Genomic DNA, 17,227 nt, shown 5'->3' on the forward strand with positions numbered 1-17,227 from the left:
CCTTCGGACTTGCTGGGCGGTCGGGTCCGGCGATGGGACAGGGCCAAGCCCCGAGCAGCCCTAGGACGCAGGGAGGAGGCGGGCCGAGGCGTATGCCGCATACGTTGAGGCCCGCCGGCGACCGAGGACGACGGGATGCGACGGGGATCGGCCCGGGCCGACTCATGCCGCGCGCCCCAGCACCAGCGCCGCGTGCCCCCCACCGCGAGCCAGGGCGTGGAGCAGGACCGCGCGCGCGCCCGGCAGCGGGACGACCGGGCCGCGCGCGAACGCAAACCCCTCGCGCGCCGGCACCGCCAGATCCGGCAGGCCCGGCAGCTCGCCGCCGGCGACCGTCGCGACCGCCGCCGCGGCCACCCGGAGGCCGCCCATCCCGGCGTGCTCGCCGGCCAGCGGGGTCAGCGAGGTCAGCAGCGGGCGCCGGCCGACGGCCCCGTCGAAGACGCCGGCCATGAGGTCGAGCTCGCAGGCGTCTTGGGCCGGATCGCCGGTGCCGGTGAGGTATGCGGCATCCACCGCGTCCGGCCCGATGCCCGCGGCCGCGAGCGCCCGACGGACGACCGCCGGATCGCGCCGGCGCCGCGGGGGGAGCGCGTGCGGCGCCGCCGGCAGGTTCCCGGATGCGATCCCGGCCAGCGTGGCGTAGACCCGCGCGCCGCGGGCGCGAGCGGCGTCGGCCGCCTCCAGCAGGAGGACGGTGGCTCCCTCCCCGACGACGGTGCCGTTGGCGCGACGGTCGAACGGCCAGCAGCCCTCCGGCCCCGACCCGCGCGGTGAGATGGCCCCGAGGCGCCCGAGCTCCCGGTAGAGGATCGGGCACAGGTCGTCGACGCCGCCCGCCAGCACCGCCGGGGCGCGCCCCGCCGCAATGAAGCCGGCCGCGCGCACGACCGCCAGCTCCCCCGCGATGCCGGCCTGGTTCACGGTCAGCATGGGCCCCTGCGCGGCCACCGCGATCGCCGCGTGGGCGGCCATCGCGTTCATGACGGTGTTCGGAAACGCCATCGGGGAGAGGCCCAGGGGACCGCGCGTGAGGTAGCCGAGAGCGAAGGCTTCGGAGGAACGGAAGTCCCCGTAGGCCGAGCCGAGCACGAGGCCGAGTCCCGGCAGAGTCCCGACGTCGATTCCGGCATCGGCCAGGGCGAGCCGACAGGCGACGACCGCGAGCTGGCTCGCGCGGGACAGCCGGCGCACCTCGTCAGCCGTGAGGTGGGGAGTGAGGTCCCCGACCTCGCCGCCGAGGCGGTGCGGCCCATGGCCGGTCGAGAAGGCCTGCACCGGCCGGATCGCCGGGACGCCGCGGACCAGGGCGGCCGCCAGGCTCGCCCCGCCGCCGATCCCGAGGGCGCTCACGCTCCCCACCCCGGTGATCACGACCGCGCCCGCGGCGTCCCATCGTCCGCGCGCGGCCACGTTCCCCATCGAGTCCCTCACGGGCTCTCAGTCCTCGGCCCGCCGGCCGTCGGGAACCCGGCCGAACAGCAGCGCGGCGTTCTGGCCGCCGAACCCGAACGAGTTCGACATCGCCCACTCGAGGCGGGCCGGCCGCGCCCGGATCGGCACGCAATCGAAGGGCACCTCCGGGTCGGGCTCGGTCAGGTTCGCCGTGGGCGGCACCAGCTCGTGGACGAGCGTCAGGACGGTGGCGATCGCCTCGAGGGCTCCGGCGGCGGCCATCGTGTGCCCGATCAGCGACTTGTTGGCGCTCACCAGCACCGTGTCGGGGCCGAAGACCTTCCGGAGCGCCAGTGCTTCGGCCCGGTCGTTCTGCACGGTCCCCGTGCCATGCGCGTTCACGTAGCCCACGGCGCTGGCAGCCACGCCACCGCGCTCCAGGGCCTCGACCATGGCGCGCGCGCTCCCCTCGGCGTCGGGGTGGGGCGCGGTCGTGTGATAGGCGTCGGTCGTGAGCCCCCAGCCCCCCAACGCGGCATATGGCCGCGCGCCGCGCGCCCGAGCATGGTCGGCCTGCTCCAGCACGACGAAGCCGGCCCCCTCACCGATCGACATGCCGCGCCGGTTCGCCGAGAAAGGCCGGCACGGCTCCGGATCGAGGAGCTTCAGGGCGTTGAACCCCATGAAGCAGATCCGGGTCAGGCCATCGACCCCGCCGGCCAGGGCCAGCGGGACGTCCCCGGCGGCGACGAGATCGGCGGCCAACCCGATGGCGGCTGCCCCGGAGCTACAGGCGAGCACGACGGTCTCCTTCGGACCGGTGGTGTTGTAGCGCCGGGCCAGCGTCTCCGCGTGCGAGGTCGGCAGGATACTCGGAAGGGCACGCCGCAGCCGAGGATCGTCCACGCCCTCCCGGCGGATCCGCCAGTACCAGGCCTCGGCCTCGAGCATTCCGCCTCCGATTCCCCCGACGATGACCCCGGCCGAGCGGAGAGCGGGGGGCGTGAGGCCGGCGTCCAGGACCGCCTCGTCGGCGGCGGCGAGCGCCAGACGGTCCGCCCGCGTGCGACGGGCCGATGTGCTCGGCACGGCGGCCGCCGGCACCTCGGCGGCGATCCGCGCCCGGAACCCGTCGGTCGGGAAGAGTGTGAGCGGACCGATGGCGCAACGGCCCTCGGCCAGCCCGGCCCAATAGATGGCACGCCCGCGACCGTACGGGCTCACCACGCCGACTCCGGTGACGACGACCCGGCTCACGACTCGGGTGCAGGCCGATCGGCCGTCGCCACGAAGCGTGCGAGCGCTCCGAGCGTCGCGAAGTGCACCTCGACCGGATCGCCTTCCTGCACGACGACCCCGAAGCGCTCTTCGAGCGCGATCGACAGCTCGATGAAGTCGAGCGAGTCGAGGCCGAGGGATCCCTCGATCCCCTTCGGCAAGGGGGTCTCGGGGGTGATCGCCGCGACGCTCTTCGGATCGAACCGGAGCCGCTTGACGATGATGTCGCGTAACTCGCCGACGATTGCCTGTTCGTCCATCTGCTCCCTCGCGTTCATGGCGAGAGTCGCCAGAGCAACGCGCCGTAGTCGTTCCGCCACGCCGCCGTGAGGAGGCACGGGCCGCCGAGGGCGCGCGCCCGCGCCAGCGCCAGGCCGATCAGCGGCCCGCACGCCAGCGCCTCGCCGGGGGCCCGCACCAACGTCGGCGGCGTCGTCCCGCAACGCCGCGCGAGCGCGGCCTGCTCGGCCCGGGCCGGGCCGCCCGCCCCGGCGCAACCCGCCAGGACCCGCGGGTTCTCACCCTCCAGGACCCTGTCGAGTACCCCGGCCACGGCGGGGCCCAGGCGAGCCCGCGGCGCCACCGTGGACGCCCAGCGGAGCGGCCCGTCCTGGCCGGGCTCGAGGAGGAGGCACACCGCGCCCTCGATGATCGGCCGACTGTAGAGCCGGCGGGCGCGGTGCATGAGGTCCCAGACCTCGTGCACCGTTTCCACCGCCAGCACGAGCACGCGATCGACGACCCCCTCCCTCAGCCACCGGGCAGCATACCAGAGCGCCTGCAGCGCCGCCGGGCCGCCCCCCATCAAGTTCACGGAGGGCCCCTGGATGCCGGCCCCGATCGTCACCTCGCCCGGAACCGCGCTGGGGGCCGTGTAGGGGAAGTGCAGCGTCGTGGAGCCTTCGTCTTCCAGGAACGCCCGGTTCGCCGCCGCGTAGGCGGTGGCGCTGGCGTACACCAGACCCGTCCGCGCGCCGGCCAGTGCCCCCGGGGCGAGCCCGGCCTCGGCCGCCGCTCCGTTCACCGCCGCGACCGCGAGGAGACATTCGCGCGTGGCGCGGCGGAAGCGCTCGCCGCTGAGCGCCGGGGTCGGCGCGGGGAGGAGCGCCGCCGGGGCCTCGGCCTCGCCAGCCGGCAGCGCACCCGGGCCCTCGCCCCAGCCGGTGAGGAGACCGACCCCGGCCACGCGCGGCGCGGGCAGGGTGGGCTCCGGAGCTCGCTCGCTCCTAGGCGGCGCCATGGCTCTGCAGGAGCAGCGCGGCATTGCAGCCACCGAAGCCGAGCGAGGTGGACAGGCTCAGGCGCGGGCGGTACTGGCGGGCCTCGTTCGGCACACAGTCGAGATCGCACGCCGGGTCCGGCAGGGCGAAGTTGAGCGTGGGCGGCACCTGCCCGTGCCGGCCGGCCAGCAGACACATGATGGCCTCGAGCGTGGCCGCTGCCCCCATCGTGTGGCCCAGGTGGGCCTTGATCGAGTTCACCGGGATCGTGCGCGCTCGATGGCCGAGCACGCGAATGAGCACATCGGCCTCCACGCGGTCGTTGGCCGGCGTCCCCGTCCCGTGAGCGCTCACGAAGTCGACGGCGCTCGGCTCGAGCCCGGCCTCGGCGAACGCCAGGCGGATCGCCAACTCGAGCCCCCGGCCCTCGGGGTCGGGCGCCGTGATGTGGACCCCGTCGGCCGTGCTCCCGTGTCCGAGCAGGAAGCCGAGCGGAGCCCGTCGGCCGCGCGCGGCCGCGTCGCCGGCCCGCTCGAGCACCACGATCCCCGCCCCTTCGCCGAGGAGGAGCCCGCTGCGGCGGCGATCGAACGGCCGGACCTCGTCACGGGTCAGCGAGCGAAGGACGTTGAAGCCGCGCAGGACGAACCGGCAGAGGACGTCGACGCCCCCGGCCACCGCGACATCCGCCTGCCTCGCCCGCAACAGGTCCGCGGCCACGCCCAGGCTCGTGCCCCCCGAGGCGCACGCCGTGCACACCGTCAGCACCGGCCCCTGGACGCCGAGCCAGCGGGCGAGGTTCCAGCTCGGACCGTCGTAGAGTGACCCGACCAGGGTGCGGAGGCCGCCTTCGCCTCGAACGGCCCGGCCGGCGTCGTCGATCCCCCCCAGAGCCGTGCCGACGACCACCGCCATGCGCGCGGGGTCCGGCTCGCCGGCCCCGAACCCGGCGCCGGCCAGCGCCTCCCGGGTCGCCTGGATCAGGAACCGCGAGGCGCGGCAGGCGGGAACGCGCCGCTCGTCGTCGCCGGCGCCCGCCGGGCGGGCCAGCTTCTTCACCTCCCCGCCCCGGGTGACCCGCTGATCGGCCACCGGGAACCGCTCGATCTCGCCGATGCCGGAGGCGCCGGTCACGAGCCCCGTCCAGAACGCGTCGAGGTCCTGGCCGATGGGCGTGACGACCCCGGCACCGGTGACCGCGATCGGCTCGACCCCCCGCCGGCTCACGTCGGGTCGCCCCGCATCAGCGAGTGACTCTCGACCGTCGCCTTCTACAGGAGGGGCGAGGTGTAGAGCCGGAACGCGCGTACGCGCCCGGGTGGGCTGTACGGCAAAGGCTCTACCCAGAAGCCGCGCGTGAGAGGGTCGAAGTGGAGACCGAGCGGGCTGGCAGGGTCATTCGGATCGTAGGCGAGGAATTCGAGGGCGCCCGACCGAAGCCGGTATTCATAGACGAGGACCGCATGGTTGAGGACGTCCGGGTCCGGGAAGTTGGTGATCATGACGGGCGCCGGCCGGCCGGCATCGAGCTCCGCCCGGAGCTGGCGGGCAACGCGCTCCTGATGGGCGGCAGCCAGCGGGAACCCGGCGCGCCAGGTCCGCCAGTGCACCATGCTCAGGATGTTGGAGCCGAACGACGCCTTGAGCGTCGCCTCGTGGGCGCGCGAAAACTCGAAGAGGCTCGGGTATCCCGGGATGACCACGCGCTCGGCGTCCGGTCGCGGCGCGGCCCACGCGGAGATGCGCATCACCTCGCCGATTCGGCGCGCGTACTCCGCCTCCGAGACCGGCGGCTCGGCCGGCGCGAAGCGCGCGAAGCGGAAGAACTGGCTCGCGGCGCGCGCCATGAGGATGCAGTAGTTGGCGAAGTCGACGTGCCGCTCCGGATGGTGCGACCGGACCAGGTTCGGGAACGCGAAGGTATCCCGTCCGACCTCGAAGGCCGGGCGATCGACCCGGTTCGCGGGGGTCGGCCCATCGAGCGCGCCCGTCGCGCAACCGGACAGGAGAAGGCCGGAGAGGATCGCCGGGACCAGCCAGGAGAAGAATCGCGGCCGGCCAGACCGGGGTCGATCGCCCCGTCCCCGACCGCGCTCCGCGGGGGTCACACGCGCCATCGGCCATCATTCTGAGTGTCGACCCGGGGCCTCGTCAAGGAGTTTGTCGGTTTGGCTCGCACGGGAGCGCTCACTGGTCCACGCGTCCCACCTGAGCGTGCGGCCCGACCCCTGAGGCATTTTGCCGCAGCTCACGACCAGTTCGCCACATCCGGTCCGCGCCACCGGGTCCGCCCGCGGCGCAAGACGCCGGATTCGCGGGCCTTCACCCCGCACTCTCGGTGGCACCCTCCTTGCTCCTTCGTCGGCGCGGTACCGCTCGCCGAAACCGCCAACCGAAAGGAGACTCGACGATGAGGACGATTCTGGGTGTCGCGCTCGCGCTGGTGCTGGCACTCTCGGTGACCGCGGTCTGGGCCGCCGAGATCGAGGGCAAGATCCAGTCGGTCGACCCGAACGATCGCGTGGTCGTCCTCGAGGATGGTACCAAGCTCTGGCTCGCCGAAGGCCTCTCCATGGACACCCTGAAGCCGGGCGCCAAGGTGAAGGCCTCGTACGAGGAGCGGGACGGGAAGAACATCACCACCCAGTTCGAAGTCTCGGAGTAGCCTCAGCCACGGAGGGGCGCGCCCGGCCGTCGCGTTCTCAGTAACCGGACTCGCGGCCGGGCCGCCCCTTGCCAGCCTCAGGCCTGTCGTCGGGCGATTGAACCGGCGGCGGCCGGCCTCGAGTCGGCTCGGCGGCTAGGAGCCTGTCGGAGTAACCCGGCAGCTCGCCCCGAGCGCACGCCGCGTCGGGCAGCGGTCCGAGCGGCGGCTGTGCCGCCGCAACCGAGGGGGGGCATCGGGGGGGTCTTCCGAGACCCCCCCGAGCGGCTAGCGCTCCTCGTCGGTCGGGCGCCGTTCGAGGAGTCGGTAGAGCGTGCGCCGATCGATCCCGAGGTGCTCGGCAGCGCGGGCCTTGTTTCCTCCCGCGTCATCGAGGACCTTCAACACGTACCAGCGCTTGACCTCCTCCAGTGTCATCCGGGCCGAGGGCAATCGCGGCTCCCCGCCACTGGCGGGCTGCAGCTCCGGGGGCAGAGCGTCCGGCAACAGTACCTCGGAGGACGACAGCGCCACCGCCCGCTCGACGGCGTGCTCGAGCTCCCGTACGTTGCCCGGCCACCCATAGGCTTCCAGTCTGGCCAGGGTCTCCGGGGCGAACCCCTTTACGGCCTTTCCGAGGGCCTCCGCGTATGCCCGCAGGAAATGCTGGGCCAGGAGGGGCAGGTCCCGGATGCGCTCGCGGAGCGGCGGCACCGTGAGCGTCACCACGTTGAGACGGAAGTACAGGTCCTCCCGGAACGCGCCCTCCTCGACGCGCTTCCGGAGATCCCGATTGGTGGCCGCGATGATCCGGACGTTGATCGGGATCGGATCGTTTCCCCCGACGCGGCGGATCACGCGCTCCTGCAATGCCCGCAGGAGCTTGGCCTGGAGGGCGGGCGGGAGCTCGCCGACCTCGTCGAGGAAGCAGGTCCCGCCATCGGCCGTCTCGAGCAGGCCCCGCCGCGCCGCCAGCGCTCCGGTGAACGCGCCCCGCTCGTGGCCGAACAGCTCCGACTCGAAGAGGGACTCGGGCAGCGCCGCGCAGTCCACCACCGCGAACGGATGGTCGGCCCGGGGGCTCGAGTAGTGGATGGCGCGGGCGACCAGCTCTTTCCCGGTCCCCGTCTCGCCCTGGATGAGGACCGTCGTGTCGAGATTGCCGACCCGAGCCACCAGCTTGTAGATCTCCACCATCGGCGGCGACTGACCGACCAGGCTGCCCACGCCGTAACGCTCCCGCAGCTCCTGGCGGTACTGCCGGTTCTCCCGGGCGAGCCGTTGCGCCTCCAGCGCGCGGCGCACCAGCATCTTGATCTCTTCCATCCGGAACGGCTTGGAGAGGTAGTCGTGAGCCCCCGAGCGGATCGCCTCGATGGCGGTCTCGATGGTCGCGAATGCCGTGAGGATGAGGACGGGCACCCCCGGCTGGATCGCCGCGAGCCGCTTGAGTACGGCGAGCCCGTCGAGGTCGGGCATCCGCAGGTCCACCAGGGCCAGATCGAAGGGCTCGGCCTGGGCCAGCCGCAGGCACTCCTCGCCACCCGCCGCCGCCCGGACCCGGTATCCCTCGCGGGTCAGGACCTCGACGAGGAGGTCGCGGGCGACGGGATCATCGTCGGCGACCAGGAGCGCAGGCGGCGCGGTCACGACGGTACCATGGGCGGTGTCGGCGCTTCCAGGCTCGGCGCTGGCACCGGGCAGGTCACGGCGTCACGCCGTTGGTCGGGAGCACCACTCGAAACGTGCTCCCGCCTCCTTCCTCGCTCTCGACGTCGATGCGGCCCCGGTGCTCGCGGACGATCTGGGCCGAGATGAACAGCCCCAGGCCCGTCCCCTGGCCGGATTCCTTGGTAGAGAAGAACGGCTCGAAGATCTGCTTCCGGTGGGCCGCGGGAATGCCGCGACCGGTGTCGCGGACCTCGATCTCGGCCTCGCCTCGCTGGGGCCACGCGCGGGTGGTCACCGCCACCCGCCCGGCCGGCGGGCTCGCGTCCAGGGCATTGGTGAGGAGGTTCAGCACGACCTGCAGCAGCTCGTTCTGGTAGCCCTGCACCGTCGGGAGCGCCGGGTCGGTGTCGACCTCCAGGGCCACGCCGGCGGCGGCCAGGCCCGGCCGGATCAGCTCGGCCCCGTCGCGCACCAGGCGATTCAGGTCGACCGGAGCCAGCTCTCCCGGGGAGCGGCGGGTGAGGTCGAGGAGCCGCGCGATGATCTCGATGACCCGGGCGACCTGGGCCTCGATGATCTCGAGCCGCCGTCCGGCGTCGTTGGCGAGGAGCTCGGGCGAGAGGTCCTTGCGGAGGAGCTCCAGGTGGCCGGCCACCGAGTGGAGCGGGGTGCCGACCTCGTGGGCCACCTCGGCCATGATGCGGCCCGAGAGGGCCACCCGCTCGGCATGGCTGAGCCGCCGCTGCATCTCGAACAGGAGCTCGTTCAGGCGCTGGACCTCCTGGTAGCGCCGGTCCAGCTCGCCGGTCGCCTCCTGGATCCGCGTCCGGAGCTCGTCGTTGAACCGGTTGATCCGCGCCACCATCGCGTCGAAATGACGTGCCAGGACGCCGAACTCGTCAGCCGTGGTCAGTCCCACCCTGGTCCCCGTCTCGCCCTCGCGGACGCGCTCGATCGCCTCCAGGAACCGCCGGAGCGGCCGATCCACGACGAAGCGGACGGCCACGCCCATCAGGACCGCCATCACCACGACCGAGGCGGCGGTGAGCGCCAGGGCCCAGGCGCGAAGCCGCGCCGCCAGCCGGTCCGCCTGGGCCAGCGAGAACTTCACCGCCACCGCGCCCACCACCGCCCCCTCCAGGGTCACGGGGGCCATGACCTCCCAGTACCGCTCAGCGGTCTCGCTGATGAGGCGTGAGACGAGCCGGTCGGCCAGGACGGCCTCGACGTCCTTGCGGCTGAATGGCAGCCGGACACGAGGATGGCTGGAGGCGACGACGCGGCTGCCGCCGGGCTCGAAGGCGAGGATGTCGAGCTGCAGCACGTTCTGCCGGATCGCCAGCACGTGGTCGATCTCGGCCCGGAGGAGGTCGCCGTTCTCGAGCTCCCGCCGGTCCGCGATGGTGGCCGCCAGCTCCCGCGTGAAGATCACGGCCCGGCGGCTCAAGTCCTCTTCGACCCCTCCCCGCGAGATCGTGAGGTTCAGGGCCGTGAAACCGAACGAGACGACCAGCAGGATCAGCACGCTGAGGATGACGAGCTTGTGGCGGATGCCGAGCTCCAGACCTGATCCGCGGCCCGCGCGGGACATGGCGGCTCCGCCCGCCGCGACGCGGCTACGACACCCGCCCGGGCCGGGCGAGCGGCGGGAGGCCGGCCGCCCGGAGCGCCCGGTGGATCGCCTCGCGCTCCGCGTCGCTCACCGGCGTGAGCGGCGGACGGACGTGCGCCCCCGGAATCCGGCCGAGCAGGACGAGCGCTTCTTTCATGCGGTTGTGCATGTCGACGAAGGGCGGCGCGTAGAACACGCGCACCAGCGGGTCGAGGCGGTCGTTCAGGCGCCGGGCTTCCTCCAGGTCGCCCTTCTGGCACGCCTGGAAGAGCGCGGCCTGCAGGTCGGCGGTGACGCTTCCCATGCCCGAGATCACGCCGTCCGCGCCCAGCAGGAACGAGGCCATCAGCGACATGGTGAACGACGAGAGCACGGCGACCGGCCGCCCGGTCGCCCGCAGGGCACGGAGGTTCCGCTCGTAGGCCACGATGTCGTTCGACCAGTCCTTCACCGCGGCGACCTGGGGAATCTCGGCGAGCCGGGCCAGGGTTTCCGGCGCGTACCCGATGCCCGAGGCCACGGGATACTCGAAGACGACGATGGGCAGATCGGCGCCGGCCGCGATCTCGCTCACGTGGCGCCACACCATGTCGGGCTTGAGCTGGGCGCCCCACATGAAGAGGGTGGGCGGGAAGACGAGGACGCCGGCCGCGCCGGCCGCCTTCGCGTCCCGGGCGAGCTCCACGGCCTCCTGGGTGCCGTCCGCGTACACGCCGGCGATCACGGGACACTTGCCGCCGATCTCGTCGAGCGCGAGGCGGAGCGCGTGGCGGCGCTCGTCCCGGCTCAGCGACGACACCTCGGCCGCGTGTCCGTTGGCCACGATCCCGGTGACGCCCGAGGTGTCGGCGAGCCAGCGGAGGTGGCGGCGGTAGGCGGCCTCGTCGATCGACAGGTCCGCGTTGAACGGCAGGATGTTGGCCGGCATCACGCCGGCGAAGCGCAAGGGCTCGTTCATGGCTCACTCCTCAGGGTGCGATCACGCCCGCCGCCGTCGCGGCCGACCCAGAGGGCCAGCTCGTCGAGCGGACGGCCGGGACCGAAGACGTCGGCCACGCCGAGCGCCCGGAGGGCCGGCACCTCCTGCGGCGGGATGGTGCCGCCCACCAGGACGGGCACGCGGACCCCACGGGCGCCCAGGGCCTGGAAGACCTCGGGCAACAGATCCCGATGGCCACCCGAGAGCGTCGACAGACAGATCAGGTCCGCCGCCTCCTGGAGCGCCGACTCGGCGATCTCCTCCGGGAACTGGTTGCCGAGATAGAGGACCTCCGCCCCCAGCTCGCGCAACGTCCGCACGACGGCGACCGCGCCCCGCCAGTGGGAGTCGAGCCCGAGGATGGCGACCAGAGCCTTCATGGAGTGAAGTCCGCGCGTGGCGGGATCACACCAGCGGAAGGGTCCAGGGCCCGTAGTGGACGCGGAAGCGCTCGTGGACCTCACGGAGGGTGGCCCCCGCCTCCACCGCAGCCGTGATGGCGTCGAACGTGTTGCGGTCGCTCCTGAGCGCCTGGGCGAGCGCGTCGAGGGCTCGGGCGACGGCCTGGGTCTCCCGCGCTGCCCTGACGCGCCGGAGGCGCACGGCCTGCCGCGCGACCGCCGAGGGCTCCGCGAACACCTCGGGGGGAGCGGGGTCGCCCTCGCTGAAGCGGTTCACCCCGACCAGCGGCAGGCGCCCAGCCTTCACGCCCGCCCGGTAGGCCTCGGCCGAAGCCGTCAGGCGGGCGTGAAGCCAGCCCGTCTCGGTCACCCGCACGATCCCGCCCCGGGCGTCGATCTCGGCGCCCAGCGCCCGGGCGCGCTCCTCCAGCTCGTCGGTCAAGCGCTCGACGAGGTAGGAGCCGCCGAGCGGGTCCACGGTCTCGGTCACGCCGGACTCGTGCTGGATGATCTGCTGGATCCGAAGCGCCAGCCGGGCCGAGCTCTCGCTCGGCAGGCAGTAGGCCTCGTCGTGAGCCGAGACATGGAGCGACTGGGCGCCTCCGAGCACGGCGGCCAGCGCCTGGTAAGCGCCCCGCACGACGTTGCCGAGCGGCTGCTGGGCGGTGAGGGTCACGCCCGAGGTCTGGACGTGGAACCGCAGGGCCCGGGCCCGCGCCGGGAGCTCTCCGAATTCTTCGCCGAGGAGACGATGCCACAGGCGGCGGGCCGCCCGGCACTTGGCGATCTCTTCGAAGAACGTCCGGTGGGCCGAGAAGAAGAAGCTGAGGCGGGCCGCCACCCGATCCGGGGCGAGGCCCCGCCGGCGAAGCTCCCGCAGGACCGCCAGGGCATGGGCCAGACAGAGGGCGAGCTCTTCCACGGCCGTCGCCCCCGCCTCGCGGAGGTTGTAACCCACGAAGGAGATCGGGTTCCACCGCGGGAGGTGCTCGATCGCATGCTCGATCGCATCGCACTCGAGGCGGAAGGCCCCCGCTGGCGGGAGGGCGCGCGGCGCCGTCGTGACGGCGGTCTCCATGAGGAAGTCGTTCTGGCTGGTCCCGGCCAGGCGCTCGGCCGGAATGTTCCGGCGGCGCGCCATGGAGGCGTACATCGCCAGGAGGATGATGGCCATACCCGGGTTGCAGGTGACCAGCGACACGCTGAGCGTGTCGACGGGGATCCCGGCGAACAGCACGTCCACGTCTTCGAGGCAATCCACCGCCACCCCGCCCCGGCCCGCCTCGGCCCTCGCTTCGGGGTCGTCCGAGTCGTATCCGCGGAGCGTCGGGTAGTCGAAGGTGAGCGAGAGACCGGTCGCGCCCTGGGCGAGCAGGAACCGGAAGCGCGCGTTGGTGTCCTCGGGCGTGCCGAAACCCGCCAGCGGCCGGATCGTCCAGAGCCGGCTCCGGTACATCGCCGGGTGGGCGCCGCGGGTGTACGGGGGCGCACCCGGGAAGCCGAGGTCGCGAAGGTAGTCGCGCGCGGAGCCATCGGCCGGGACGGCGAGCGGCGGGAGCGGGATCCCGGACACGGTCTCGAACCGCGGCGCCCGCTCGGGGCTCCGGGCGTGCCGCTCCCCGAGCCACCGCCGGAATTCCCGGGCGAGGTCCTGGGGTCCGTCTGGGCCTTGACGACTCATGTCGCCATGCCGTACCGGCTCGTCCGAGCGCTTCCGGCCGAAGCGCTCCGAGCGCGGGCTTCGCCCGCGCAACCCGGGGGGAGGTTGGGAGGGGGCCGTCGAGGCCCCCTCCCAGGATCTAATCCCACTTGCGCTGGTCCTCGATCTTCTTGGCGCCCTCGGGGATCGTGCCCGGCGGCACCACCCGGACGTCGCCCCGGAGCTTCATGACGTCGCGGATCGCCGCCACCGTGGCCGCCTGCACGCTCTCCGCGTCGCCGGCCGCCCGCAGCTCCACGCTGAACGTCAGCACGTCCTGGTGGTCCTGGCGCGTCACCACGACCTGATAGCGGGCCACTCCGGGGACACGCGCCGCCACCTCGTCGGCCTGTCGGGGGTGGATGAACATGCCGCGGACCTTGGTCACCTCGTCGGCGCGGCCGCGCCACCCGAGCATCCGGGGGGAGGTCCGCCCGCACGGGCACGGGGCCTCGGTGACGACCGACAGGTCACCGGTCCCGAACCGGATCATGGGGTAGGTCTTGTGGTTCACCGTGCAGACGATCTCACCCACCTCGCCGGCCGGGAGCGGCGCCCCGGTCTGGGGATCGCAGATCTCGAAGATCGCGTCCTCCATGAGATGCATCCCGGCCGCTTCGCGGCACTCGTAGGCCACGATCCCGAGGTCGGCGGTGCCGAACGATTGACGTGTGAGGATCCCGTGTTCCTCCTGAAAGGTCCGGCGGAGCGACTCGGGCAGCGCCTCGGCGCCCACGTGGGCGACCTGAAGCGGCAGCGGCCGTCCGAGGCCCCGCTCCGTCGCCTGCTTGAGGATCGTCACGAGAAAGGAGGGGGTCCCCACGTAACCGGTGGCCCCGAGGTCGACAATCGTCTTGACCTGGACCTCGGTGTTGCCGGGGCCGGTCGGGATGACCGTGCAGCCGAGCCGGACGAGGCCGCGGTCGATCAGGTGGGCGGCCGGCGTCAGGTGGTAGAGGAACGTGTTCACCACCACGTCGCCCGGACGGAAGCCGCCGGCGAAGCACGAGACCTCCGTCCGCCACGGGCTCCGGTCCCGGCGGTCGAACGGCTCGTAGATGGGACCGGGCGAGACGAAGATCCAGTGGAGGTCCTCGGCCGGGACGGTGCAGAAGCCGCCGAAGGGCGGGTCGGCCCGCTGGAGGTCCGGCATCGCGGCCTTTCTGATGACGGGGAGCCGGCTCAGGTCCTCCAGCGTGCGGAGGGCCGAGGGCTTGAGCTGGGACGCCTCCAGGCGGCGGCGGAGGCCCGGAGCCTTGCGCCAGGCGTGGGCGATGAGCCCCTTGAGCCACGCCTCCTGGTAGCGGCGGCGGGCCCGGACGCTCATCGTCTCACGTGTCCTGTCGTAGTAGCCCTTCAGACGCTCGCTTCGGATCATGTCCGCTCTCCCGCTCGCCCGCCCGGCCGGCTGCTGCCGAACGCCGGCAGCACCTCTTCGGCGAAGGCGTGGAGCGCCTCCCACTCGTAGGGACCCATCCGGAGCGCGAGGTTGAGGCGCGCCACCCCGGCGTCGCGGTACCCCGCCACCACCTCGAGCGCCTGACGGGGCGTGCCGCGAAGGAAGCCCCGCCGCCCCTTCAGGTCCGGCCCCCACTGGGCCCGGAGGAGCGTCTCCTGCCGGGCAGCCTCGCGCTCGTCGGCGCCCAGGTAGAAGCCGACGTTGGCGCTGCGGATGATGTCGGCCGGATCGCGCCCCTCCCGCCGGCACCAATCGTCGAGGACCGCGTTCTTCGCCCTCCACGCCGGCGGATCGAGGTACGGGCCATTCCACCCGTCGGCGTGGCGGGCCGCCGCTCGCAGGGTCCGCTTCTCGCCCTGGCCGCCGATCCAGATGCGCAGGCGGGACTGGAGCGGCCGGGGATTGTTCCGCGCGTCGGCGAGCTGGTAGTACCGCCCGGTGAAGCTCGAGACCTTCTGATCGAAGAGGAGGCGGAGCACCTGGGCGTATTCTTCGAGCTGGTCCTCCCGGACGTCGATGGGGGCGAAAGGAATGCCGAAGGCCCGGTACTCGACGTCGTGCCATCCGGCCCCGATGCCGCACTCCACACGGCCTCCCGACAGGTGGTCGATCGCCGTCAGAGACTTGGCGAGGAGCCCGGGGTTCCGGTAGCTGACGCAGAAGACGAGACAGCCCAGCCGGACGATTCGCGTCTCGAGGGCGGCCGCGGTCAGGGTGGCCACCCCCTCGAAGCAGTCGCCGTCTCCGCCCTGGGGCGGGGACTCCTGGAAGTGGTCGGAGACGGAGAACCAGTCGAAGCCGCGCTCGTCGGCGAAGCGCCACAGCCGGCGCAGCTCGGACAGCGGCCCCCCCAGGTGCCCCACGTGGATGCCGAACGTCATGGCCATGGCATCACGCCCTCATCGTGTCGTCAACGTGAGGCCCGCGTCAATGACCAGCACCTGGCCGGTGACCCAGCGCGCCTCGTCGCTGGCGAGATAGACCGCCCCCCACCCCACGTCCCACCCGGTCCCTTCCGTCCCGAGCGGCGTCGCCCGCCGCCGGCGCTCGCGGGCCTCGGGGCCGAGCGCCTCGACCATCGGCGTCCACACCGTCCCGGGCGCGATCGCGTTGACCCGGATGCCCTGGGGCCCCAGCTGGACGGCGACGCTCTGCACGAAGCCGATCACGCCGGCCTTGGCCGCCGCGTAGGCCGTGCGGCCATGACCGCGGAGCGCCGCCACCGAGGAGACGCAGATGACTGCGCCGCCGCCCCGGGCGACCAGGGCCGGCACCGCGCACCGGGTGGCCAGGAACATCGACTTGAGGTCGACGGCCAGCACGCGGTCCCACTCCTCCTCGGTCACCTCGAGAAGGTCCTTGCGCGACTCGATCCCGACGTTGTTGTGGAGGATGTCCAGGCCGCCCCAGCGCTCGACGGCGGCCGCGACCATGGCGCGGCACGCCTCGACGCGGGTGACGTCAGCGGCGAACGCCTCCGCCTGGCCACCCTCGGCGCGGATCAGCGCGACCGTCTCGTCCGCCCGCTCGCTCTCCCGATCGACGCAGAGGACGCGCGCGCCTTCCCGCGCGAACAGGGTCGCGGCGGCCTTGCCGTTGCCGACCCCGGGGCCGCGCGAGCCGGCGCCGGTGACGATGGCGACTTTGCCGGCCAGCCGGCTCATGCCCGGGATCCCGAGCCGACCCGGTAGGGCGGGCGCTGGGGAACGCCGCCCCGGATCACCGGCCAGCCGCCGACCTCGTGAAGGGCCGTCACCAGCCGGCTCACGTAGGCGGGATCCGAGCTCACGTCGATGGGCCAGCCGAAGTCTCCGGCGCGGCGGAGCTCGACCTCGTAGCCGCGGTCGCCCCCCTCGGGCCCTTCGATGAGGATCGCCTCGATCTCGTCGAAGGGCACCGCGCTCACCGGCCGGAACATGGAGCCGAGGCCGCGCCGGAAGGCGGCTTCCCGCGCCCGCCGGTCGAAGACGATCCAGTCGCGGTGGCGCGCGGCCCCGAGGCCAGCCAGGACGGCGATCACGCCCAGCGGAAGCGCGACCACACTGCCGATCAGCGTCATCTGGCCGGCGAGGACGCCGGCCAGGACGAGCCCCCCGGCGCCGATGCCGGCCACGGCAGTCACCCACCGGGCGCCGCCGACGCGAGTCAGGAGGAGAGACCCATCGGCACGCGGCTCGATCCGCAGGTTCGCCATGCCCCTCAGTTCACCGGGCTGGGGCCGAGACCCGGGGACTCGCGGCCGCGGCGCCTCATGCCAGCGTCCTCATCTCCGCTTTCGCCTGCTCCAGCCAGAACCCCACGTCCATCTCGCGGTACGTCGATCATGGCAGTAGCTCGAGGGGCCGCGTAAGACGTGGACCGACGCGGATGGCGCCGAAATCGCGACGATCCGTCGTCAGTATTCGGTACACATGCCGTCGCTCAGCGACAGCGGCGACGGTCCCATCGACCAGTCCCAAGCGGAGCTTCCCAAATCTTGCGTCGAGCTCGAGGGCTCGAACGATGTCGGAAGGGAGCGGCAGCTCATATTCGTAGCGCGTTCCCGGATCAAACATCTCCGCGACCAGCTTGCGCATGGCGGCCCGGTGGTCACGCAGAAAGTAGTCCACCTCGGCCAGAACGAGGGCAGGCACGATGACGAGACTCGCCGACGTCAGAATCTTCTCGTACTCGGGAAAGCTCGGCCGGCCGCCCTTCGTGCTCGCGAGTGCGCGCAGGAGTCCGCCAGTATCGGCAACGATCGGCGGACTCAAGGCTCGAGATCTCGGAAGAGCTCGGATTCATCCCCGAGTTTGTTGTCCGTGGACTCGAAAAGTCGCGTAGAAGGCGGGCGGCGACCGGTATAGTAGCGCGACGCCACCACGCGCAG

Annotated in this window: 17 protein-coding genes; 1 reads left to right on the forward strand and 16 read right to left on the reverse strand. The window is 72.8% G+C overall.

Annotated features, from left to right (window positions below; all coding sequences use genetic code 11):
• Nucleotides 1-162: 162 nt before the first annotated feature.
• From VGW35_22105 to VGW35_22130, 6 genes are read right to left on the reverse strand one after another with little or no spacing between them, the layout of a single operon-like run.
• Entirely contained in the window at nt 163-1,422 is a 1,260-nt protein-coding gene (locus VGW35_22105) for a beta-ketoacyl synthase N-terminal-like domain-containing protein (protein ID HEV8310366.1), read from the reverse strand.
• 18 nt (nt 1,423-1,440) lie between these two features.
• Nucleotides 1,441-2,652, reverse strand: coding sequence for a beta-ketoacyl-[acyl-carrier-protein] synthase family protein (locus VGW35_22110; protein HEV8310367.1), 1,212 nt, complete (start codon nt 2,650-2,652; stop codon nt 1,441-1,443).
• A complete protein-coding gene (locus VGW35_22115) occupies nt 2,649-2,933 on the reverse strand; it encodes a phosphopantetheine-binding protein (GenBank protein HEV8310368.1) in 285 nt (94 codons plus the stop codon). The genes VGW35_22110 and VGW35_22115 overlap by 4 nt, the downstream gene beginning before the upstream one ends.
• Nucleotides 2,934-2,947: 14 nt before the next feature.
• On the reverse strand, nt 2,948-3,859 hold the full coding sequence (locus VGW35_22120) for a beta-ketoacyl synthase N-terminal-like domain-containing protein (protein HEV8310369.1): 912 nt from the start codon (nt 3,857-3,859) through the stop codon (nt 2,948-2,950).
• A 40-nt stretch (nt 3,860-3,899) separates the two neighbouring features.
• Nucleotides 3,900-5,120, reverse strand: coding sequence for a beta-ketoacyl-[acyl-carrier-protein] synthase family protein (locus tag VGW35_22125; protein ID HEV8310370.1), 1,221 nt, complete (start codon nt 5,118-5,120; stop codon nt 3,900-3,902).
• Nucleotides 5,121-5,164: 44 nt separating this feature from the next.
• Nucleotides 5,165-6,010 carry a hypothetical protein gene (locus VGW35_22130; GenBank protein HEV8310371.1) on the reverse strand — a complete coding sequence of 282 codons (846 nt, stop codon included), beginning with the start codon at nt 6,008-6,010 and terminating at the stop codon, nt 5,165-5,167.
• Between the two features lie 293 nt (nt 6,011-6,303).
• Between VGW35_22130 and VGW35_22135 the strand changes: the two genes are divergently transcribed.
• The gene (locus VGW35_22135) at nt 6,304-6,558 is read left to right on the forward strand and encodes a DUF1344 domain-containing protein (GenBank protein HEV8310372.1); all 255 of its coding nucleotides are present in this window, start codon (nt 6,304-6,306) and stop codon (nt 6,556-6,558) included.
• A 267-nt stretch (nt 6,559-6,825) separates the two neighbouring features.
• Here VGW35_22135 and VGW35_22140 read toward each other — a convergent pair whose 3' ends face one another.
• From VGW35_22140 to VGW35_22185, 10 genes are all read right to left on the reverse strand, one after another.
• A complete protein-coding gene (locus tag VGW35_22140) occupies nt 6,826-8,187 on the reverse strand; it encodes a sigma-54 dependent transcriptional regulator (GenBank protein HEV8310373.1) in 1,362 nt (453 codons plus the stop codon).
• Nucleotides 8,188-8,242: 55 nt separating this feature from the next.
• Nucleotides 8,243-9,799, reverse strand: coding sequence for an ATP-binding protein (locus VGW35_22145; GenBank protein ID HEV8310374.1), 1,557 nt, complete (start codon nt 9,797-9,799; stop codon nt 8,243-8,245).
• Nucleotides 9,800-9,824: 25 nt separating this feature from the next.
• Nucleotides 9,825-10,778 carry a dihydrodipicolinate synthase family protein gene (locus tag VGW35_22150; GenBank protein ID HEV8310375.1) on the reverse strand — a complete coding sequence of 318 codons (954 nt, stop codon included), beginning with the start codon at nt 10,776-10,778 and terminating at the stop codon, nt 9,825-9,827.
• A complete protein-coding gene (locus VGW35_22155; protein ID HEV8310376.1) occupies nt 10,775-11,179 on the reverse strand; it encodes a cobalamin-dependent protein in 405 nt (134 codons plus the stop codon). The genes VGW35_22150 and VGW35_22155 overlap by 4 nt, the downstream gene beginning before the upstream one ends.
• A gap of 25 nt (nt 11,180-11,204) precedes the next feature.
• A complete protein-coding gene (locus VGW35_22160; GenBank protein ID HEV8310377.1) occupies nt 11,205-12,881 on the reverse strand; it encodes a methylmalonyl-CoA mutase family protein in 1,677 nt (558 codons plus the stop codon).
• A gap of 118 nt (nt 12,882-12,999) precedes the next feature.
• The gene (locus VGW35_22165; protein HEV8310378.1) at nt 13,000-14,277 is read right to left on the reverse strand and encodes an AMP-binding protein; all 1,278 of its coding nucleotides are present in this window, start codon (nt 14,275-14,277) and stop codon (nt 13,000-13,002) included.
• Nucleotides 14,274-15,245 (reverse strand): LLM class flavin-dependent oxidoreductase, encoded by a 972-nt coding sequence (locus tag VGW35_22170; GenBank protein HEV8310379.1) that lies wholly within the window; start codon nt 15,243-15,245, stop codon nt 14,274-14,276. Before VGW35_22170 ends, VGW35_22165 begins: the two co-directional genes overlap by 4 nt.
• 12 nt (nt 15,246-15,257) lie before the next feature.
• Entirely contained in the window at nt 15,258-16,022 is a 765-nt protein-coding gene (locus tag VGW35_22175) for an SDR family NAD(P)-dependent oxidoreductase (protein ID HEV8310380.1), read from the reverse strand.
• The gene (locus VGW35_22180) at nt 16,019-16,552 is read right to left on the reverse strand and encodes a hypothetical protein (protein HEV8310381.1); all 534 of its coding nucleotides are present in this window, start codon (nt 16,550-16,552) and stop codon (nt 16,019-16,021) included. Before VGW35_22180 ends, VGW35_22175 begins: the two co-directional genes overlap by 4 nt.
• 127 nt (nt 16,553-16,679) lie before the next feature.
• Nucleotides 16,680-17,111: a PIN domain-containing protein gene (locus VGW35_22185; GenBank protein HEV8310382.1), complete on the reverse strand. Its 432-nt coding sequence runs from the start codon at nt 17,109-17,111 to the stop codon at nt 16,680-16,682.
• Between the last annotated feature and the right edge of the window lie 116 nt (nt 17,112-17,227).

This window comes from Candidatus Methylomirabilota bacterium (assembly GCA_036005065.1).
Classification (GTDB): Bacteria; Methylomirabilota; Methylomirabilia; order Rokubacteriales; family DASRDR01; genus DASYQW01.